This window comes from Thalassospira xiamenensis M-5 = DSM 17429, assembly GCF_000300235.2.
GTDB lineage: Bacteria > Pseudomonadota > Alphaproteobacteria > Rhodospirillales > Thalassospiraceae > Thalassospira > Thalassospira xiamenensis.
Map to the genome: position 1 here is coordinate 2270790 of NZ_CP004388.1, position 21656 is coordinate 2292445.

The window sequence follows — 21656 nt, forward strand, 5'->3', positions numbered from 1 at the left end:
CTCAGGCCTCCCCTTCGCTTGCATCAGCAGACTGATCGGCAGCGCCGCAGCCACAGAATGCCTTCAGAACCTTGGGTCCACCAATCGGCTCGCAGCCGCGACGACCGATCTGCGGACCGGCTTTCGGCTTTTCACCCTTTTTCAGGGCATCAAGGATCGACTTGGTGCTATCGGCAGTCAGGTCTTCGTAATAATCGTCGTTAATCTGCATCATCGGTGCGTTAACGCACGCGCCAAGGCATTCAACCTCGATCAGGGTAAACTGGCCGTCTTCGGTGGTTTCACCGATTCCAATGCCCAGTTCCTTTTTGCAGGTATCGACAACATCGGCCGAACCGCGCAACCAGCACGGCGTCGTGGTGCATACCTGGATGAAATTCTTACCCACCGGGGCAAGGTTATACATCGTATAGAAGGTCGCCACCTCATAGACGCGAATGGCCGGCATTTCGAGCATGTCGGCAATGTAATCCATTGCAACAGTCGGAACCCAGTTACCATCGGTCTGACGCTGTGCCAGATCAAGCAGCGGCATGACCGCACTTTGCTGGCGGCCTTCCGGATACTTGGCGATAATCTTTTTTGCCCGCTCCATGTTTTCCGGGGAAAACGCAAAGCTGACAGGCTGAAGCTCTCTCGGAGCTGGTCTTCTCAAATGGCTCATCGGTCAATCTCACCGAACACGATATCAAGCGACCCGATATTGGCAACGACGTCGGCCAGCATGTGGCCTTTGGACATGAAGTCGATGCCCTGAAGGTGCGGGAACCCGGGTGCGCGAATTTTGCAGCGATACGGACGGTTCGAGCCATCCGAAATGAGATACACGCCAAACTCGCCCTTCGGGGCCTCGACCGCGGCATAGCATTCGCCAGCCGGAACGTGGAACCCTTCGGTAAAGAGTTTGAAGTGATGGATCAGGGCTTCCATCGAGCGTTTCATTTCTGAACGCGACGGCGGCGCCACTTTGTTATTTTCAACGATAACAGCACCATCAGGCATTTCTTTAATGGCCTGCTTCATGATCCGAAGCGACTGGTTCATTTCTTCGAAACGCACCAGGAAGCGATCATAGCAGTCGCCGTTTTTGCCGATGGGAATATCGAAATCGAAATCTTCGTACGAATCATAGGGCTGCGATTTCCGCAGATCCCACGCCATCCCCGATGCGCGGATGTTCGGCCCGGTAAAGGCCCAGTCCAGCGCCTCTTCGGGCGAAACGATCCCGATATCAACCGTACGCTGCTTGAAGATACGGTTGCCGGTCAGGATGCGGTCGAAATCCTTGACGAATTTCGGGAACTGATCGCACCAGGCATCAATATCGGCCAGCAACCCGGCCGGAAGATCGGCAGCAACGCCGCCCGGACGGAAATAGTTGGCATGAAGACGGGCACCGCACGCACGCTCATAGAATTCCATGAGCTTTTCACGTTCCTCGAAGCCCCACAGCAGCGGGGTCATCGCACCAACGTCAAGCGCAAAGGCGGTCAGGTTCAGAAGATGGTTCAGGATACGACCCATTTCCGCGTACAGGACGCGGATATACTGGGCGCGTTTCGGCACCTCGACACCCATCAGCTTCTCGATGGCCAGGCAATAGGCATGTTCCTGGTTCATCGGCGCGACATAGTCGAGACGGTCGAAATACGGCGTCGCCTGAATATAGGTTTTATATTCGATCAGCTTTTCCGTACCGCGGTGCAGAAGGCCGATATGCGGATCGGCGCGTTCGATAACCTCGCCGTCCATTTCAAGAACCAGACGCAGAACGCCGTGCGCCGCAGGGTGCTGCGGGCCGAAGTTCATGGTCATGTTTTTGATTTTCTGTTCCGACATCAGGCCTTGCCCTCCGCCTTTTCATCGCCGGGGAGAACATGCTGGATGCCTTCCCACGGGCTTTCGAAATCAAAGTTACGGAAATCCTGAACCAGTTTCACCGGCTCGTAGACAACGCGCTTCTGCTCGTCGTCATAGCGAACCTCGACATAACCGGTCAGCGGGAAATCCTTGCGAAGCGGATGACCTTCGAAACCGTAATCCGTCAGGATACGGCGCGGGTCCGGGTGATTATCAAAGAAGATGCCGAACAGATCCCACGTTTCGCGCTCGAACCAGTTGGCGGCGCTGTAAACGGAAACGGCACTTGGCACCGGGGTTTCTTCGTCGGTGCTGACCTTGACGCGCACACGCAGGTTATGCTTGAGCGACAGCAGGTGATACACGACGTCGAAACGCTGGGCGCGTTCGGGATAATCAACCCCGCAAATGTCAACAAGCTGCTTGAACAGACAGCCCGCATCATCGCGAAGGAATGTCAGAACTTTAAGAATAGCATCGCGTTTGACCGCGATGGTCAGTTCGCCATAACGGTACTGGGTTTCCAGAACCTTGTCGGCAAACTGGGACACCACTAGATCTTTAAGATCTTTCAGCGCGGCGCTGTTATCGCTGAGCACTTCGCTCATGCAAGCCCCCTATAAGGATCAGCGTGTCAGGACACCGGTACGGCGGATTTTCTTTTGCAACTGCATCACGCCGTAAATCAGCGCTTCGGCTGTCGGCGGGCACCCGGGAACATATACGTCCACCGGCACAACGCGATCACAACCGCGCACCACCGAATAGGAATAGTGATAATACCCACCACCATTCGCGCACGAGCCCATCGAAATCACCCAGCGCGGCTCGGCCATCTGGTCGTAAACCTTGCGCAATGCGGGGGCCATTTTGTTGGTCAGCGTCCCCGCAACGATCATCACGTCGGACTGACGCGGGCTCGGACGGAACACAAGACCATAACGGTCAAGGTCGTAACGCGATGCGGCGGCATGCATCATTTCCACAGCACAGCAGGCCAGACCGAACGTCATCGGCCACAGCGAACCGGTGCTCGCCCAGCTTGCCAGCTTGTCGAGATTGGCAAGGACAAAGCCCTTGTCATTCATCTCGTCGAACACGCCTTTAAGCAGGGTATCCTGATCCTGACCGGGTGCCAGGGGTGCGCCTGTATTGGTGCTCACTCCCATTCCAAAGCTCCCTTCTTCCATTCATAGACAAATCCGACCGTCAGCACAGCCAGGAAAATCACCATAGAAAAGAAACCGAAGGTGCCAATGTCACCAAGGGTCACAGCCCACGGGAACAGGAACGCAACTTCGAGATCGAAAATGATGAACAAGATGGCGACCAGATAGAACCTGACGTCAAACTTGATGCGCGCGTCCTCAAACGGCGCAAATCCGCATTCGTATGCGGACAGTTTTTCAACATCAGGAGCCTGCTTGGCCAGAACCAGCGACGCGATGACGATAACCGCCGAGAGACCGACGGCGATCCCGATGAAAATCAGGATCGGAAGATATTCCGAAAGAAGCTCTTGCATCTCTCTGACCTCTCAAGAACAGGCCTCTTTTGACCCGACCAGGTCCCCACCCAGCCTATACCGGCGCACCATAACGTATGCACCGCACAAGTTCCAGCCCCGTAAGCAGTTTTAACACCGCCTAAGGCCGGAAACTTCCTAATCTTTTTGCCATTCCCTGCTCTCCGATATCGGACTGCGCAACGCCATGATCAAGTCCCTTTCCTGCAAAGCAACATCGGCTGTGCAGGAAAAAGCGATCGCGGAAAGGACGAAACGCCCGACGAAAGACAACAGATAGGTGATCATGGCGGGAGCGACGGGACTTGAACCCGCGGCCTCCGGCGTGACAGGCCGGCGCTCTAACCAACTGAGCTACGCCCCCAAATGACCAGCTATTGGCGCGCCTTTGTTAGACCAGCACCTATGCCAAGTCAAGCTGATACCAGCGTTTTCAACCATCTCGTCAATTGCGCCAGAGATCATCACCCTGTGAAACATGTCACAGCCCCCGGATTCTCGACAAATATCGTTTTTCCAATCACTTCCATGCATGGTTTCGCCGGTTACCTTTGCATCCTGTGCACGGGTTTTATAGAATTGTTGATAATTAGAATATATTCTCGACCGCTAGGGGCAGTACCCTGGGGACAGGCATGTTCACGTAAAACGAATAAACGCAGTGACGGAGAAGACCACCAGTGGGGCGCGTTAAAGAAGAATACAGGTCATTGTCCGGACCGGAAAAAGCCGCGATTCTGATGCTGGCACTTGGTGAAGAACACGCCACGAAAATGTTCAGCATGATGGATGACGAGGAAATCAAAGAGATTTCCCAGACCATGTCGGGCCTTGGCACCATCAGTTCGAACATCGTTGAACGTCTGTTTGTCGAATTTGCTGATCAGCTTTCCTCAACCGGCTCGCTTGTCGGGTCGTTTGATACGACCGAACGCCTGCTGTCCAAAGTCCTGCCCGAAGACCGTGTCAACGGCATCATGGAAGAGATTCGCGGCCCCGCCGGTCGCACCATGTGGGACAAGCTCAACAACGTGAACGAAGCCGTTCTCGCCAACTATCTGAAAAACGAATATCCGCAGACCGTTGGCGTGGTGCTCTCGAAACTAAAATCGTCCCACTCTGCTGCCGTTTTGTCGCTATTGCCGGAAAACTTCTCAATGGAGGTCATCATGCGTATGCTGCGCATGGAGGCCGTCCAGAAAGAGGTCCTCGACAATATCGAGAAAACCCTGCGTACAGAGTTCATGTCGAACCTTGCGCGCGGCTCGCGCGGCGACAACCACGAACTGATGGCTGATATCTTCAACAGCCTGGATCGCCAAAGCCAGGATCGCTTCCTCACCGCACTCGAGGAACGCAACCGCGACTCTGCGGAAAAGATCAAGGCACTCATGTTCACCTTCGAAGACCTGGCCCGTCTCGACAACAACGGTGTTCAGACGCTGCTGCGTCAGGTCGAAAAAGACAAACTCGCACTGGCCCTCAAAGGCTCGACCGATGCGATGCGCGACCTGTTCTTCAAAAACATGTCCGAACGTGCCGGCAAGATGATGCGCGAAGACATGGAGGCACTCGGCCCCGTCCGCCTGTCGGATGTCGAGGAATCCCAGATGATGATTGTCCAGCTCGCCAAGGAACTCGCCGCACAGGGACAGATCGTCATCTCCGAAGGTAGTGGTGAAGACGAAATGGTCTTCTGACCCGAGAGACCTCCGGAGCCCCGGCATTTGGTCCGGGCTCCGAACCAAATTCGCCCCCAAAACGGGATGGCAGATTGCCGTCCCGTTTTTTTGTCTTTCATTTTATGAATTTGACAAACTACTTGCGTAATGACTTTTGCCATTTTCGGGCTTGCGGCCCCTGTTTCGGATGCCTTGAATGACGGCTGGCATCGCGCCGTGACTTTATCTTCCTCCGCTCACATGACAGTCCAATATACCGCTGCATGAAATCTTCATGCCCGCCGGATTCGTAACGCAAGTTCAACAGGCATCCCGCCTGCCCCGCGCCTCGGCCAGTGCCCTGACGGCATTACGGCCCTTCGTCATCGACATTCGTGATCATGGCCCTCTTTCCTTTTGGAACAACACATGCGCCATCCGTTCCGTTTGCACTGCAAACATCCTGTGACGGCGTCATGCCGGAATTGTCTGGGAAATTATTCAGAAGCCTGAAATCAGATAATTCCGCCCCCTCTCTCCCGCGATGTAGGCGCAATTATCAAGTTGATAAAATATCTTTACCACAACAAAAGGAACAAATCAAGAACAAAATTGAGAAGCAATGACAAAGGCAGGATACAAATCCATTGTAGTGTGCAGGTGCGATGATCGATTTCTATCAGGAAAACAGGGCCATTGAAAAATGTAGTCGCTGCATCCCAGCCGATGAAAATTTCCGGCCTTTCGGATCCGATCAACCTGCCTGACTACTCTGCCCGATACTCTACTCGGCAGCCCTATCCGATGATCACATTCGGCACCGGATCAGTAATCGATCTGATTTCCCAGCGCAGCCTGTTCTGCCCGCCTGTCTCAATGAACTCGGCGGCGTTATGGCTGCGAATGCCGGCCGTGGTGCGCAGTTCGATCTTGCCGGTCATCTGGTAGCCCAGTGCGGTCAGACGTTCTTCATACTGATCGGGAACAAAGCCGCCGCGTATTTCAACAGTGTTCGAATCTGCGCGGAAAAACATTTCAAGGATTCGCGAATTGCGCCGAACAAACACAAAGCTTTTATCGCGCATGATGTTGCTGCGCCGTTCATAGACAATGTTGAAGATGCCATTGCCCTGATAGGTCAGCTGCTTGACTCCGGAATCGCGTTTCAGATCGGCAAGCACCTTATCGACGCGTACTTTTTCTTCGTCCGCATCAATTTCTTTGTTCAGAAGGGCCTCGGTAATGGTCGGCTGCACCAGCAGTCCGCGATAGCTGAAGCGGAAATCGCCATTCTGCTCAACATTAAGATCAATAGTAAAGGCTTCGGGCAGATAACAGCTAACCAGCATCAGGGGCGCTATAGCCGCCACCAGAGCCCCACGGGCAATTGACCGACCCCGATGGGTAGCAAACGTACACAATGACGCCACAAGCGCGGAAAACGGGATTTTAGAAATCATGGTCATCGCGGCGTCTTCCTGACTGGTGTTGCCTGATCAAGCTTGCCTGTCAAGCGTTATGGCGTCAACCACTGCATCGCGGTTCGATTCCTGAAAACGATTCGCGGTGCACTGCAATAGCGCGCTGATTCGCAAAAAGAAAATCAAATGGTCCAGAAACGCAAAAAGCCGGCACGAAGCCGACTTTTGCAAGAATGGTGGGTGATGAGAGATTCGAACTCCCGACCCTCTCGGTGTAAACGAGATGCTCTAACCAGCTGAGCTAATCACCCGTATTTTGATGCCCCGTTTTGCGGAAGCGGGCGGAACATAACATGCTTTTTTGAAAAAGCAATGCCGGTGACGCTTGTCACCGGCATTTTTTTTCAGAACATCGTCAAACTTAGTTGACGGCGTCCTTAAGACCCTTGCCAGCCTTGAATTTAGGCTGTTTCGATGCCGGAATGTCGATTTCTTCACCGGTGCGCGGGTTGCGACCTTTTGAAGCAGCGCGAGCAGCGACAGCGAAGGTACCGAAACCGACGAGACGAACTTCGTCACCGCCTTTGAGAGATTCGGTAATGGAATCGAAAACAGCGTCAACGGCTTTAGCAGCGTCTGCTTTGGACAGATCGGCTTTAGCAGCTACACTTCCAACGAGATCGTTTTTATTCACTTCCTGGCCCCCTTATTGGACGTTCGGAGTTATGAGGAAATTTGGTTTGCCCCAAACCTGTTGCATCGGCAGTGTAAGCAGGTAGCCAACATCCCGTCAATGCGACAGTCGCAGTTTTCTGCGGTTTCGAACGTTTTTTTGATTTTTTTCGCCTTTACAGCAACACGGCTGTGGATCATTGCCGATTCTGGGCCAAAGTTATCCACAGAAAAGGGGGGATGACAGCGCCATCCCCCCTTGAATTCAGACCTTTTTGACGTCAATCAGTGCGTGGTAACACCACCGACTTCCGATTCTTCGCCGTCCTTGGTTTTGACAGCGACGTCATCCACTTCTTCTTCCCACTCGATGGGAACCAGCGGATTGACCAGCGCATGGCTGAGAACCTCGTCAACATGGGAAACCGGAATGATTTCCATGCCACGTTTGACGTTGTCCGGAATGTCTTCCAGGTCCTTTTCGTTTTCCTGCGGGATCAGGACGGTTTTGACACCGCCGCGCAATGCCGCAAGAAGCTTTTCTTTCAAACCACCAATCGCAAGCACACGACCGCGAAGCGTGATTTCGCCCGTCATCGCGACATCCCGGCGAACCGGATTTCCAGTCAGAACCGAAACCACCGACGTCACCATGCCAACACCAGCCGACGGACCGTCTTTTGGTGTCGCCCCTTCCGGAACGTGAACGTGAATGTCACGTTTCTGGAACAGGGTCGGCTTGATCCCGAACTGGGTGGCGCGCGACCGGACAAACGAGGTTGCCGCCTGAATCGATTCTGTCATGACTTCACCGAGCTTGCCGGTGGTTTTCATGTTGCCCTTGCCCGGTACGGTGACCGATTCAATCTGCAACAGATCGCCGCCGAATTCGGTATAGGCCAGACCAGTAACAACACCGACCTGATCTTCGCCTTCAGTTTCGCCATAACGGAACTTGCGAATCCCGGCATATTTGCCAAGCGTGCGCGGCGTTACGCGAACGGTTTTCAGGTTCTCAAGCATGATGCGCTTGGTCGCCTTACGGGCAAGCTTCGCCAGCTCGCGCTCAAGGCTACGCACACCGGCCTCTCGGGTGTAGTACCGGATCAGATCCCGCAATGCGTCGTCCGAAATGCTCCACTCGCCTTTTCTCAGGCCGCTTTCCTTGACCTGTTTCGGGATCAGGTGGCGCTTGGCGATCTCAACCTTTTCATCTTCGGTGTAACCCGAAATCCGGATGATCTCCATACGGTCGAGCAACGGCTGCTGCATGCGCAGGCTGTTGGCAGTCGTCACGAACATCACATCCGAAAGATCGTAATCGACCTCAAGATAGTGGTCGTTAAAGGTCGAATTCTGTTCCGGATCAAGAACTTCAAGCAACGCCGAAGCCGGATCGCCGCGGAAATCCGAACCCATTTTTTCAATCTCGTCGAGAAGGAAAAGCGGGTTGGAGTATTTCGCCTTTTTCATGCCCTGGATGATTTTTCCTGGCATGGAACCGATATAGGTCCGGCGATGACCGCGAATTTCAGACTCGTCACGCACCCCGCCAAGCGACATGCGCACGAACGTACGACCGGTCGCATTCGCAATCGATTTCCCAAGCGAGGTTTTACCAACGCCCGGAGGACCGACAAGGCACAGAATCGGGCCTTTGACTTTTTTGACGCGCGCCTGAACGGCAAGATATTCAAGGATGTGTTCCTTGACCTTTTCAAGACCGTAATGCTCCTTGTCGAGCACCTTCTTGGCCTTTTTCAGATCAAGCGAAACCCGCGAACGTTTGTTCCACGGAATAGACACCATCCAGTCAAGATAATTGCGCACCACGGTGGCCTCGGCGGACATCGGGCTCATATTGCGCAGTTTCTTAAGCTCGGCCTGGGCTTTTTCCTTGGCTTCCTTCGGCATCTTGGCCTTGTTCAGCTTCTCTTCGATTTCAGAAGCTTCATCCTTGCCATCTTCGCCCTCGCCCAGCTCCTTCTGAATGGCTTTAAGCTGCTCGTTCAGATAGTACTCGCGCTGGGTTTTTTCCATCTGGCGCTTGACGCGGTTGCGGATTTTTTTCTCGACCTGCAAGACGCCGATTTCCGATTCCATGAAACCGAAAATGCGTTCCAAACGGTCCCCGACGAGGGTGGTTTCCAGAAGTTCCTGTTTCTCGGAAATCTTGAGCGACAGATGCGACGCCACCGTATCGGCAAGCTTCGCAGGCTCTTCGATCTGATTAACCGACACCAGAACTTCCGGCGGTATCTTCTTGTTCAGCTTGATATACTGTTCGAACTGGGTCACGACGGAACGCGCAAGCGCTTCAAGCTCGCTATCGTCCTCATCCGCTTCCTCACGAACAGCGGCATAAGCCTGGAAAAATTCAGGATTGTCGACGAAACCGGAAATCTCTGCACGCTTGCCACCTTCGACAAGCACCTTGACCGTCCCGTCGGGCAGCTTCAGAAGCTGCAACACGGTTGCGACAGTACCGATTTCGTACAGATCCTTGACCGACGGATCATCAAGACCCGCGTCTTTCTGGGTAACAAGCAGAATCTGCTTGTCTTCGCGCATCACATCTTCAAGTGCGCGCACTGATTTTTCACGTCCGACAAACAGCGGAACAATCATGTGCGGGAACACTACGATGTCGCGCAACGGCAGTACCGGGTAAATTTCGCCACGCGCCAATTCAACCATTATGTTCTATTCCCTATTCTGAGCCAAAACGTTGCTGGGGTCCTGCCATAGGCCCCGCCAGTAACGCGAACATTCAAAAGATAATCTGAAATCCCCGCACCGCAATAGGATGCCGGTGCGGGATCAGAAATCAGGCACTGTGTTCGACACCTTCACGTCGTTCGGCATGGATCAGCAACGGTTTTGCCTTTCCTTCGACGACATCACGGTTGATCACGATTTCCTCGACGCTTTCAAGGGTCGGCAGATCAAACATGGTATCAAGCAGGATACCTTCCATGATTGACCGCAGGCCACGCGCACCGGTTTTACGCTCGATCGCCTTTTTGGCGATTCCCACCAGCGCATCAGGCTGGAAGGTCAGTTTCACGTCTTCCATATCGAACAGACGCTGATACTGCTTGATAAGCGCGTTTTTCGGCTCGGTCAGAATCTTGACCAGCGCATCCTCGTCGAGGTCTTCAAGCGTTGCCAGAACCGGCAGACGACCGATGAATTCCGGAATAAGGCCGAATTTCAACAGATCCTCGGGCTCGACTTCGCGCAGGACTTCGCCGGTACGACGGTCTTCGGGGCTGCGGACATCCGCACCAAACCCGATCGCACTGCCCTTGCCACGCTGCGAAATCACCTTATCCAGACCAGCGAAGGCACCGCCCACGATGAACAGGATATTGGTAGTGTCGACCTGCAGGAATTCCTGCTGCGGGTGTTTACGGCCGCCCTGCGGCGGAACCGATGCAACCGTACCTTCCATGATCTTCAGAAGGGCCTGCTGCACACCCTCGCCCGACACGTCACGCGTGATCGACGGGTTGTCGGACTTGCGTGAAATCTTGTCGACCTCGTCGATATAGACGATGCCACGCTGTGCACGCTCGACATTGTAGTCAGCCGCCTGAAGCAGCTTGAGGATAATATTCTCGACGTCCTCACCGACATAACCTGCTTCGGTAAGGGTCGTGGCATCAGCCATGGTGAAAGGCACATCAAGGATGCGCGCAAGCGTCTGCGCCAGAAGCGTCTTACCACAACCGGTCGGACCGACCAGCATGATGTTCGACTTGGCAAGTTCGATATCCTCGTTCTTGCTGGCATGATGCAGGCGTTTGTAGTGGTTGTGAACCGCGACAGAGAGAACTTTCTTCGCATGGCCCTGACCGATCACATAATCGTCAAGAACCTTGCAAATCTCTTGCGGAGAAGGCACCCCGTCAGCCGATTTGACGAGATGGGTTTTGTGCTCTTCGCGGATGATGTCCATGCAAAGCTCTACGCATTCATCACAGATGAATACGGTTGGACCGGCGATGAGCTTGCGAACCTCGTGCTGGCTCTTTCCACAGAAAGAACAATACAGAGTGTTCTTGGAGTCCCCGCTATTCGATTTGCTCATACAAACCCCAATTACGTTTGACGTTATCTTTTATCGCCATGTTAGCCGGTAAACGATACCGATCTCAACGTTTAATCTGCGCTTATCGGCCATATGGCCACATGTTTGATATGGGAGCGCACCCAAGGATGCGAAACCCCTGTTCATTATCACCTGAACGTTATGGAATTTCGCATGTTCCAAACAATGTCACAGAACCTACTTATACGTCCTGTCTATGACCAGAGGATGAATGTGCGCAAGCCATAAAAAAACGCCCCGGCAAAACACCGGGGCGTTTTCATCGGATCGTTATGCAACGATCAATCTTTTTTCGCATCAGACTCCGGCTTCGGACGCGACGTTACCACCTCGTCAATCAGGCCGAATTCCTTGGCCTGATCCGGGGTAAGGAAGTTATCACGCTCCATCGCGTCTTCAATCGTCTTGAGATCACGGCCGGTATGTTCGACATAAATCTCGTTAAGACGCTGACGCAATGCCAGAATTTCGCGGGCATGGATTTCGATATCCGATGCCTGCCCCTGGAACCCGCCGGACGGCTGGTGAATCATGACGCGCGCATTCGGCAGGCAGTAACGCTTGCCCTTTGCACCGGCCATCAGCAACAGCGACCCCATGGAAGCCGCCTGCCCCATGCACACCGTGGAAACATCGCAACGGATGTATTGCATGGTGTCATAGATCGCCAGACCCGACGTCACAACCCCGCCCGGGGAGTTGATATAAAGCGAGATATCCTTGTCCGGGTTTTCCGATTCGAGATGTAGCAACTGCGCGCAGATCAGTGACGACATGCCGTCATGGACCTGGCCGTTGATGAAGACGATCCGCTCCTTGAGAAGACGGGAAAAGATGTCATAGGCCCGTTCACCACGACTGGTCTGTTCAACCACCATCGGCACGAGCGAGTTCATCTGTGCTTCAATCATCGACTGCAATCTCCTTGCTGCATCCTAAACCGGTATGTCGGACGGATTACTTCTCTTCCGATTTATCGGCTTTTTTCTTGGCAGCCGGCTTCTTGTCAGCAGATTTCTTGGCCGGAGCCTCTTTGTCTGCGTCTTTTTTAGCCGATGCCTTCTTGGCAGCCGATTTCTTCTTCGGAGCTTCGTCTTCCTCTTCCGGTTTCAGAAGGTCTTCGACCGAAACGGTCTTGTCTTCTACCTTGGCGAGTTCGACGATGTAATCCACGACCTTGTCTTCATATACAGGGCCCTGAAGCGCCTGCAAGGCCTGCGGGTTATTTTTGTAGAATTCAATAACCTGCTGTTCCTGACCCGGATATTTCTGGGCCTCGGCAACAAGGACCTTGTTCACGTCTTCCTGAGTAACCTGGATTTCGTTTTTACGGCCGACTTCTGCCAGAAGCAGACCAAGAAGAACACGGCGTTCTGCGATTTCGCGGAACTCGTCGGTCAGTTCTTCTTCGGACTTGCCTTTAGTCTCGTCATCTTCCTGCCCCGCATCACGTGCCTGTTTGATCTGGGCAATGATGCCTTCCAGCTCGTTCTCAACCAGGCTGGTCGGCAGTTCGAAGCTGTGGTTTTCGGCCAATGCATCAAGCAGCTGGCGTTTCAGTTTCTGACGGGCAACCGATTCGTACTCGCGACCGAAATCCTTGCGGATTGCGTCTTTGAGGGCGTCAAAGCTTTCCTGACCGAGTTTCTTGGCGAGTTCATCGTCAAGAGCAGCCGGTTTCTTTTCCTTGATTTCCTTGACGGTTACGTCGAACTCGGCATCTTTGCCTGCAAGTTCAGCCGCACCATAGGCTTCCGGGAATTTCACTTTGACGACAACTTCGTCACCGGCATTAACGCCGGTAAGCTGGTCTTCAAAACCTTCGATGAACGAACCCGAACCAAGTTCAAGTTCGTAATCTTCGGCTTTACCGCCTTCGAAAGCTTCGCCGCCGATTTTGCCAAGGAAATCGATGACGACAACGTCACCGGCTTTCGACTTGCGCTTGCGTGCGAGCGGCTCGGTGGTGCCCTGCGCTGCAGCAATACGGTCAAGCGTTTCGTTGACCTTCACATCGTCAAGTTCAACGACTTCGCGGGTCAGCTTCAGCTTTTTGAAGTCCATCGGTTCGATGGCCGGAATGACTTCGACAGCAATGGCGAACTCAAGGTCCTTGCCTTCGTCAAACGAGGTCACTTCGATTTTCGGCTGAACGGCCGGACGCAGGTCATTGTCGTTAAGAACCTTGCCGGTGTTTTCGTTTACAGCGGCTTCGAGAACTTCGCCCATGACAGCCTGGCCATAGCGCTGGCGCAGCAGTTTCGCCGGAATCTTGCCCGGACGGAAGCCCGGCAGGCGAACCTGGTCTTTGATCTCGTCGAGTTTGGCGACGACTTTTTCTTCGATCTGAGCGGCGGGCACAACGACTTTGAACTCGCGCGCCAGGCCTTCGTTTTTGGTTTCAGTAACCTGCATAGATAACTCTTTTGCTTGGTTCGAATAATGTCCGTTACGCGACGCAGTCCGGACCTCAGAAAGTCAATATGACTAAACGAATATGCATCCTGGTCTTAATTTATGGTCAGCTTATGGTACGGGCGAAGGGACTCGAACCCCCACGGATTGCTCCACTGGAACCTAAATCCAGCGCGTCTACCAGTTCCGCCACGCCCGCACACAAGCATACCAAACACACCGGAAGTACCGGTGTGGGTGCGCCTTAATACAAACTTCGATCATGTCATGCAAGCATCGCCTTTTAGACAGATGCATTCAGGTGGAAAATTAATTTGAAACGGGCCGGTTTTCTGCGTTTCACAAGATTGTTGGAAGGTTCAAAAAACTGCCAGAAAAAGCATTTTCGCCCATCAAACATCGGCTTCAGGGGCCCAAACGCAGCCGATTTGCGATAAAACCAGCGCCTCATTCAGACATCACCACTTAGGCACGGCACGCCAAAGCTGCCCCAGCAGAACCGGCAGATGATGCGGAATATCCTCGGCAATCAGACCGGGACCAATATCCCCCCCGGCACGCGCATGAAGCCACGCCCCCATGCAGGCAGCATCAAACATTTCCATCCCCTGTGCCATTAACCCGCCGATAATCCCGGCCAGGACATCCCCCGATCCGGCTGTTGCCAGCCACGGCGCATCGATCGTGTTGATTGCCGCCCGGCCATCTGGGGCGGCAACAATCGTATCCGTCCCCTTGATCAGGACGGTCGCACCGCTTCGCTTGGCTGCGGCCCTTGCCCGGCTTAGCTTGTCGCCTTCGATATCAGGAAACAGACGGGCAAATTCGCCTTCATGCGGCGTTAACACCGTTGGCCCCTGAATGGCAAAAAACAGCGTGCTGGGCTGTTCGGCGAAACTGGTCAGCGCATCGGCATCCAGAACCGTGCACCGACAATAATGCAGCAACGTAATGATCCGGCTGCATGTTTCATCCCCAACGCCGAATCCCGGCCCGATCACCAACGCGTTGTGACGACAATCCTTTAACAGGTCATCAAGGGTCGCAATCGGTGCCGTCATGATGCCGGGGCTATCCGCGGCATAAACCGAAAGGCTTGCGGGTTCTGCCACAACTGTAAGCAACCCTGCCCCGGCACGGCGCGCCGCCCTTGCCACCAGTCGGCCTGCCCCGGTCATGGTAGCCCCGCCAATCACCAGCAAATGCCCCCGATGATATTTATGCCCATCCACACCGGGCCAGTTGATACCCGCCCGCCACACACCGGGCTCATTACATACAAGCATCGGACGGATATCGCGGATCGTCTGATCGGCGATACCGATGTCACGCACAATCACCTGACCGCACAGAATGCGACCGGGCAAAAGATAGTGCCCCGGTTTCGGACGGCAGAATGTCACGGTGACGTTCGCCTTGACCGAAATACCGCGAACCTCGCCGGAATTGCCATCGACCCCGCTTGGCACATCTACCGCAACAACCGGCACGCCGGAATCGTTTACAGCCTGCACCAGACTGGCAAGATCACCCTCAATTGGCCGCGCAAGCCCCGCGCCAAACAGACAATCAACCACCAGATCGGCCCCGACCAGCAATGCAGGCGAAAGCCGCTCGACCGCCCCATCCCAGCGTCCCGCATTCAGGGCGGCATCCCCGGTCAGCTTTTCAACATCGCCAAGCAACCCCAACCGTACCGACCACCCCGCATTGCGTAAAAGGCGGGCAATGACAAAGCCATCGCCGCCATTGTTCCCCGGCCCGCATAACACCGTTGCGGCACGCGCAGTCCACCGCGACACGATTTCGGCAACAACAGACGCACCGGCATTTTCCATCAAGACATCGCCAGATGTGCCAGCTTCAATGGTTCTGCGGTCGGCTTCGTACATCTGTTCAGTAGTGAGGACTTCGAACATTTTCACCTGTCAAATTCGGTACATTGGCGTGCTTGCCGGATCATCCGGAAAACGAACAGACACCGGTAGCTATTTGTTTTCCCGATCAGTATATTGCAAACGCAATCGCGAGTCAGAGACTAACGCGTACTTAACGATCCGTAACGAGGCTTTTCCGGTATGCATGTTGTCGTGATGGGCGCTGGCGTCATTGGGACGACGGCGGCCTGGTATCTTTTGGAAAACGGCCATCAGGTTACGGTCATTGACCGACAGCACGCCGCAGGTCAGGAAACCAGCTTTGCCAATGGCGGCCAGATTTCCGCCTGCCATGCCACACCGTGGGCAAATGAACATACCCCCGCACAGATACTGAAATGGCTTGGCCGCGAAGAAGCGCCGCTGTTGTTCCGGATGCGCTGGGATCCGCAACTGTTTTCATGGGGCCTCCGGTTCCTGCGCAACTGCACCGATAAACGGGCACGCGTGAACCTTGAAAAGGCACTGCGCGTTGCGACATACAGCCGCGCCTGCCTAAAAGACCTGCGCAGCAGCCTTGGGCTTGAATATGACCATCTCGAACAGGGTATTCTTCACGTCTGTCGAAACGAAGACGAACTGGCAACGGTCGAAAAGGCAACCCGCCAGATGCAGGAATTTGGCCTGAACCGTCGCATGGTCAGTGCCACCGAATGCCTTGAAATCGAACCAGCCTTGCGCGACAGCAATGCCAAAATCATCGGCGGCAGCTTTACCCCCGACGATGAAAGCGGGGATGCGCGAAAATTTACCGAACTTCTGGCAGACCGCTGCCGTGCACGCGGTGCCATCTTCAGGCTCGACACCACCATCACCGGACTTAAACAGGATCAGGGCCGCATTGCCGCCGTCAGCACCGATCAGGGCGATATTTCCGGTGATCGTTATCTGATGTGTCTGGGCAGTTACAGCCCGCTTCTGTTAAAGCCGCTTGGCATCCATTTGCCGGTTTACCCGTGCAAGGGATATTCGATCAGCATCGATACCACTGGCCATAACGGCGCCCCCCGGGTGGCCCTGATTGATGACAGTGTGAAGATGGTCTATTCGCGGCTTGGAAACCGGCTCCGCGTCGCGGGAACGGCGGAACTGGACGGCTATAATCTTAGAATGTCGGAACGACGCCAAAAAATGATTGCCGACAAGGCATTCGAATTGTTTCCAAATTCCGGTGATCGTTCAACAATCGAGTTCTGGTCGGGACTTCGTCCTGTAACACCTGATTCTGCCCCTGTTATTAGTGATACCAAATATGATAATCTGTATCTTAATACGGGGCACGGGACTTTGGGGTGGACGATGAGTTGTGGTTCTGGAAAGGCTGTTGCCGATCTCATTGACGGACGCAAACCCGATATCTCGCTTCTTGGACTGGGTATCGACCGTTTTTAAACGATTGATTGCTGGATAACGATGGGACCAGGGGCCGACATGACCACAGACTCCCCGATTGACGCGGAAACCGCGCCATTGGCAGATCAAGTTGTTCTGAACGCACTGCCCTATGCCGCCGTCATCTGCGAGCGTAGCGGCAAGGTTTTGCAGTGCAATGACGCCATGGCGAACCTGATCGGTGTTGCCCGCGACCGAATGATAGGGCGCAAGGCGGGCTTTCTGTCTGCCGGACTTCTCAATGACATTGATGATGTCTTTGCATCCGGTAGGACATGGCGCGGCGATATCGTGCTGGTCAATGCCAGCGATGAAAGCCACATGTGCGATCTGTCCATCGCCCCGCTGGAATATTTCCGCGAAAACGAAACACGCACAGCTGTCCTGATGACGCTGCTTGAAAATGACAGGCAGCAACAGGCCGAGCGCACCTTGATGGAACAGAATCGCGAACGCTCGGACGCCAATGCATCAAAATCCGACTTCATTGCCAATATGGGGCATGAACTGCGCACCCCGCTTAATGCGATTATCGGCAATTCCGAATTGATCGCCGAAGGCGTGCTGGGCGATATTTCCGACAGCTATCGTGACTGCGCGCGCGACGTGTACGAGGCCGGAACGCATCTGCTTGAACTCGTGAACAATGTTCTTGATGTCTCGAAGCTTTCAAATGGCTCGATGGCTTTGCAACTGGCAGAAGACGATATTGTTTCTGTAACGCAGGAAGCAACAAAACTAGTCAGCGACGACATCAAAAAACGGCATCACAAACTGATCCTGAATTTGCCGCAAAAACCATTGATGATGCCATGTGATCGCCTGAAACTGAAGCAAATCCTGATAAACATCCTCAGCAACGCCGCCAAGTTCACCCCCGACAAGGGAGAGATTTCCGTAACATTGACGGTCTTGGACGACGAAATCTGTTTTGCCATTCAGGATAATGGTGTCGGCATGAGTCCGAACGACATTCCACGTGCGCTTGCTCGATTCTCCCAATTGCACCCATCTGGGGTCAAGGAAAGTGCCGGAACGGGACTTGGTTTGCCGCTGACCAAGCTTTTGGTTGAATTGCACGGTGGACGACTAAGCATCGAAAGCGACCTTGGCAAGGGCACAACAGTAAGAATCACCCTGCCCCGCGTTTAGGTTTTATGTCGTAAAAACATGAAGGCCCGGCAGAACATTGCCAGGCCTTGTGCTTTATTGGTCGGCCGACTTGTTCATCTGATCGTGACGCATCCGGATTTCTTTGGGCCAGCGGCTTTTGATATAGGACAGGGATGCTATGATTTCCTCATCCGTCAGAACTTTTTCAAAGCCGGGCATCGCAGACTGATAACCATCACCGATCATTTTCGCCGGACCATATTTGGTCAATGCAAACAGCAAATCATCCGGGTGATGCCAGGTATGGCCGGTTTCATCATGGGGAGGTGCAGGCAGCAAACCATCGTCGCGTCGTTCGCGCCAGTTTGCTTCCCCTTTAAAATCACGACCGTGGCAGGACGCACAATTGGCGTCATAGATTTTCTTGCCCATTGCAACCAGTTGCAAATTATCGGGTTGCAAGCGAACCTGCGCCGCATCTTTTTCAGGGTAGGCACCTGAAACGACAACAGCAATCACCAGGATTGCGGACACGGCCACAGCTCCGCCGAGGGCAAAAATCGTTTTCTTCTTCAACGAATGTCTTCCTTCTTCAGATTTAAGCAGGCTATCCCGCGAGATCGTTGATGATAGGACAATGAGGACGATGATCGCCTTGGCATTCGTCAACCAGATGCGACAAGGTCTTTTGCAGACTTTGCAGTTCTGCGATCTTGCGTTCGATTTCGATCAGATGTGTTTTGGCAATCTGCTTCACATCTGCCGAAGCACGGTTGCGATCCTCGTAGAGCGACAGTAACACCCGGCAATCCTCTACCGAAAAGCCAAGCCCCCGGGAACGCTGCAAAAAGCGCAATTTGTGCAAGTCATCGTCGCTGTAGTCCCGGTAGCCGTTTTCAAGCCGACCGGGCTTTACCAGTCCGATATCCTCGTAATAACGGATGGTTTTCGCCGGAAGACCGCTATCGCGGGATGCATCGGAAATATTCATGGTTTTTCTCCGCGGACTTTCCAACCGCGCAGCAACAGCGAGTTGCTGACGACCGAAACCGAACTCAACGCCATCGCAGCCCCCGCAATCGCGGGGCTCAGGATACCGAACGCCGCCAACGGCACGCCGATCACGTTATAACCAAACGCCCAGAACAGGTTTTGGGCGATCTTGCGCCGTGTTGCGATCGACACATCAATTGCCCCCTCGACAAGTGCCGGGTCAGACCGCATCAGGGTAATGCCCGCCGTCTCCATGGCCACATCGGTACCGCCCCCCATCGCAATACCGACATCCGCCGCCGCCAGGGCTGGCGCATCATTGATACCATCGCCGACCATGGCAACATGACGGCCAGCCTTGCGCAGTTTTTCGACCTCGCGCGCCTTGTCCTGCGGACGGATACGACCGCGGCCTTCTTCAAGACCAAGCTGCTCTGCAACATAGGAAGCAACATCTTCACCGTCTCCAGACAACATGATGCTGTTGATCCCACGCGCTTTCAGATCGGCTATCGCCTGCTTTGCCGACGCACGAATCCGATCTTCCAGCGTGATGAACCCGGCGAACCTGCCGTCAATCGCAACCAGAATGACGGTCTGGCCGCGCCCTTCGTAATCGGCAATCTGGCTGCCAAGATCACCATCTGGCAATCCAATACCAAGATCGGCAAGCATTGCCTCATTGCCTATAACGACATTGTGGTCTTCAACCTTTGCCTGAACACCGGCACCGGTTTTGCTGCTAAAATCAGTGATGTCAGGAATTTTAATTTCCTGTTTGCGTGCGGCATTGACGATTGCACGCGCCAGCGGATGTTCGCTTGCGGCCTGCACGGCGGCAACCATACGCAGCAGTTCGGCTTCATCTGTGCCCTCTGCGGGTTTGATGTCTCGAACTGTTGGCTTGCCTTCGGTCAGGGTACCGGTTTTATCAAAAATGACGGTATCAACATTGTGTGCCTGTTCCAGCGCATCGAAGTTCCGGATCAGGATACCGCTTTTCGCCGCGGCCCCCGTGCCCGCCACCAGTGCGGTTGGTGTCGCAAGCCCCAATGCACAGGGGCAGGCAATAACAAGAACCGAAACAGCGGCCACAATCGATGCTTCCATCGTGGCACCGAATAAAAGCCATCCGCCAAAGGTAACCATGGCAATCAAGACGACCACGGGCACAAAAATCCCGGAAACTTTATCGACCAGTTTCTGAACCGGTGCCTTTCCGGTCTGGGCATGTTCAACCAGCCGAATGATCCGCGACAGTGTTGTATCTTCGCCGATTGCGGTGACTTCGACATCAAGCCGCCCGGTACCATTGACAGCACCACCAACGACCATATCCCCTGCCACACGCGCGATCGGGCGTGTTTCTCCGGTGATCAGGCTTTCATCAAGCTCACTTTCACCTGCTGAAACCTTGCCATCAACGGGAACACGTTCACCTGGCAAAACCCTGACGGTGTCACCGATAACAAGCTGGGCGATATCGATTTCAATTTCGCCTTTGGTTTCGTCAAGTTTACGCGCACGGCGCGGACGTAGCGCCATCAGTTCACGAATAGCCGCCGACGCACCGCGTTTGGCGCGTTCTTCCATGATTTTACCGGCAAGGATCAGGGTGATGATCGCGGCGGATGCCTCGAAATAAAGATGCGTCTGCCCGTCATGACCAGCCACAATCATGTTATAAAGGCTCAGGAAATAGGCGGCCGACGTGCCAAGTGCGACCAGCACGTCCATATTGGCACTGGCGTTACGCAACGCCATCCAGGCGCCGCGATAGAACCGCCAACCGATCAGGAACTGCACCGGGGTCGCCAGCGCCAGTTCTACCCACGGGCTCAAATGAAAATCGACCCCCAGATACATCCAGATCATCTGGGCCACCAGCGGCGCGGTCAGGACAATAGAAGCCGCCAGCCACCAAAACGACTTGTCGGGATTCTTTTGGTCTGCGGGATCCTGCCCGTTTTCCTGACCCGATTTGCCTCGTGAAACAGCGTGATAACCGGCCTTTTCAACAGCCGCGATGACATCGGCGTCACCAACCTGTCCCGGTAAGGTATGAATATCGGCCCGCTCCAGTGCGAAATTGACACTGGCTTCCGTAACCCCGGGCAGTTTGCTCAATGCCTTTTCGACGCGAAGCGCGCAATTGGCGCAGGTCATGCCATCAATATCAAAAGACCGGCTTTCATCGGCAACAGAATAGCCCGCAGAACGGATGGTATCGGCCAGTTTGCTAACTGATGTCTGATCACGATCAAAGGTGACATGGGCAGAATTCAGCGCAAGGTTCACCTCGGACGATACACCGGGCAGCTTGCCCAATGCCTTTTCAATCCGACCGGCACAGGATGAACAAGTCATCCCGCCGATTTGCAGGGTCACTTCGCCACGCGCCCCTTCGTCCGTCGGTTTTTTCAAACCGGGGGCACCATTGCCACGAATTTCAGGGATGTCGGGTTCTGATCGCCTGTCCATTTAGGTCACCATTCCATGATCAATAACTTGATATGGGTGACCATAGAGGTTCCAGCAACTGGAAGGTCAAGC

Annotated in this window: 18 protein-coding genes and 3 tRNA genes; 3 read left to right on the plus strand and 18 right to left on the minus strand. The window is 54.1% G+C overall.

The annotated features are described in order from the left end of the window. Nucleotide 1: 1 nt before the first annotated feature. The 6 genes from nuoE to TH3_RS10730 all read right to left on the minus strand — a co-directional run bounded on the left by nuoE (nt 2) and on the right by TH3_RS10730 (nt 3749). On the minus strand, nt 2-664 hold the full coding sequence (gene nuoE, locus TH3_RS10705; RefSeq protein ID WP_052268365.1) for an NADH-quinone oxidoreductase subunit NuoE: 663 nt from the start codon (nt 662-664) through the stop codon (nt 2-4). Then, nucleotides 661-1839, minus strand: coding sequence for an NADH-quinone oxidoreductase subunit D (locus TH3_RS10710; RefSeq protein WP_007089409.1), 1179 nt, complete (start codon nt 1837-1839; stop codon nt 661-663). The genes nuoE and TH3_RS10710 overlap by 4 nt, the downstream gene beginning before the upstream one ends. Beyond that, nucleotides 1839-2468 (minus strand): NADH-quinone oxidoreductase subunit C, encoded by a 630-nt coding sequence (locus TH3_RS10715; protein ID WP_007089408.1) that lies wholly within the window; start codon nt 2466-2468, stop codon nt 1839-1841. Before TH3_RS10715 ends, TH3_RS10710 begins: the two co-directional genes overlap by 1 nt. Before the next feature lie 18 nt (nt 2469-2486). After that, nucleotides 2487-3029 carry a NuoB/complex I 20 kDa subunit family protein gene (locus tag TH3_RS10720; RefSeq protein WP_007089407.1) on the minus strand — a complete coding sequence of 181 codons (543 nt, stop codon included), beginning with the start codon at nt 3027-3029 and terminating at the stop codon, nt 2487-2489. Next, the gene (locus tag TH3_RS10725) at nt 3020-3385 is read right to left on the minus strand and encodes an NADH-quinone oxidoreductase subunit A (RefSeq protein ID WP_007089406.1); all 366 of its coding nucleotides are present in this window, start codon (nt 3383-3385) and stop codon (nt 3020-3022) included. The genes TH3_RS10720 and TH3_RS10725 overlap by 10 nt, the downstream gene beginning before the upstream one ends. A gap of 287 nt (nt 3386-3672) precedes the next feature. After that, nucleotides 3673-3749 (minus strand) — tRNA-Asp (locus tag TH3_RS10730). 316 nt (nt 3750-4065) lie between these two features. Between TH3_RS10730 and fliG the strand changes: the two genes are divergently transcribed. Next, nucleotides 4066-5085, plus strand: coding sequence for a flagellar motor switch protein FliG (gene fliG, locus TH3_RS10735; RefSeq protein ID WP_007089405.1), 1020 nt, complete (start codon nt 4066-4068; stop codon nt 5083-5085). Nucleotides 5086-5843: 758 nt separating this feature from the next. Here fliG and TH3_RS10745 read toward each other — a convergent pair. The 9 genes from TH3_RS10745 to TH3_RS10785 form a co-directional block, all read right to left on the minus strand. Further along, nucleotides 5844-6512: a hypothetical protein gene (locus tag TH3_RS10745; RefSeq protein ID WP_007089404.1), complete on the minus strand. Its 669-nt coding sequence runs from the start codon at nt 6510-6512 to the stop codon at nt 5844-5846. A 189-nt stretch (nt 6513-6701) separates the two neighbouring features. Beyond that, nucleotides 6702-6778, minus strand: a tRNA-Val gene (locus tag TH3_RS10750). A 110-nt stretch (nt 6779-6888) separates the two neighbouring features. Next, nucleotides 6889-7161: an HU family DNA-binding protein gene (locus tag TH3_RS10755; protein ID WP_007089403.1), complete on the minus strand. Its 273-nt coding sequence runs from the start codon at nt 7159-7161 to the stop codon at nt 6889-6891. A gap of 263 nt (nt 7162-7424) precedes the next feature. After that, nucleotides 7425-9836, minus strand: coding sequence for an endopeptidase La (gene lon / locus TH3_RS10760; protein ID WP_007089402.1), 2412 nt, complete (start codon nt 9834-9836; stop codon nt 7425-7427). Between the two features lie 130 nt (nt 9837-9966). Next, nucleotides 9967-11232: an ATP-dependent Clp protease ATP-binding subunit ClpX gene (gene clpX / locus TH3_RS10765; protein WP_007089401.1), complete on the minus strand. Its 1266-nt coding sequence runs from the start codon at nt 11230-11232 to the stop codon at nt 9967-9969. 302 nt (nt 11233-11534) lie between these two features. After that, nucleotides 11535-12164, minus strand: coding sequence for an ATP-dependent Clp endopeptidase proteolytic subunit ClpP (clpP, locus tag TH3_RS10770; protein WP_007089400.1), 630 nt, complete (start codon nt 12162-12164; stop codon nt 11535-11537). 46 nt (nt 12165-12210) lie between these two features. Beyond that, nucleotides 12211-13668 carry a trigger factor gene (gene tig, locus TH3_RS10775; protein WP_007089399.1) on the minus strand — a complete coding sequence of 486 codons (1458 nt, stop codon included), beginning with the start codon at nt 13666-13668 and terminating at the stop codon, nt 12211-12213. Between the two features lie 114 nt (nt 13669-13782). Beyond that, nucleotides 13783-13867 (minus strand) — tRNA-Leu (locus TH3_RS10780). A 259-nt stretch (nt 13868-14126) separates the two neighbouring features. Continuing rightward, nucleotides 14127-15587 carry a bifunctional ADP-dependent NAD(P)H-hydrate dehydratase/NAD(P)H-hydrate epimerase gene (locus TH3_RS10785; RefSeq protein WP_040059851.1) on the minus strand — a complete coding sequence of 487 codons (1461 nt, stop codon included), beginning with the start codon at nt 15585-15587 and terminating at the stop codon, nt 14127-14129. 159 nt (nt 15588-15746) lie between these two features. Here TH3_RS10785 and TH3_RS10790 point away from each other — a divergent pair, with 159 nt between their 5' ends. Both TH3_RS10790 and TH3_RS10795 read left to right on the plus strand, forming a co-directional pair. Further along, nucleotides 15747-16997: a D-amino acid dehydrogenase gene (locus tag TH3_RS10790; protein WP_007089397.1), complete on the plus strand. Its 1251-nt coding sequence runs from the start codon at nt 15747-15749 to the stop codon at nt 16995-16997. A gap of 39 nt (nt 16998-17036) precedes the next feature. After that, entirely contained in the window at nt 17037-18149 is a 1113-nt protein-coding gene (locus TH3_RS10795) for a PAS domain-containing sensor histidine kinase (RefSeq protein WP_007089396.1), read from the plus strand. 54 nt (nt 18150-18203) lie between these two features. Here the strand turns inward: TH3_RS10795 and TH3_RS10800 are convergent, their stop codons facing one another. From TH3_RS10800 to TH3_RS10810, 3 genes are all read right to left on the minus strand, one after another. Further along, a complete protein-coding gene (locus TH3_RS10800) occupies nt 18204-18644 on the minus strand; it encodes a c-type cytochrome (RefSeq protein ID WP_233421751.1) in 441 nt (146 codons plus the stop codon). Between the two features lie 73 nt (nt 18645-18717). Then, nucleotides 18718-19101 (minus strand): Cu(I)-responsive transcriptional regulator, encoded by a 384-nt coding sequence (gene cueR, locus TH3_RS10805; RefSeq protein WP_007089394.1) that lies wholly within the window; start codon nt 19099-19101, stop codon nt 18718-18720. Further along, the gene (locus TH3_RS10810; RefSeq protein WP_007089393.1) at nt 19098-21584 is read right to left on the minus strand and encodes a heavy metal translocating P-type ATPase; all 2487 of its coding nucleotides are present in this window, start codon (nt 21582-21584) and stop codon (nt 19098-19100) included. The genes cueR and TH3_RS10810 overlap by 4 nt, the downstream gene beginning before the upstream one ends. Nucleotides 21585-21656: the final 72 nt, after the last annotated feature.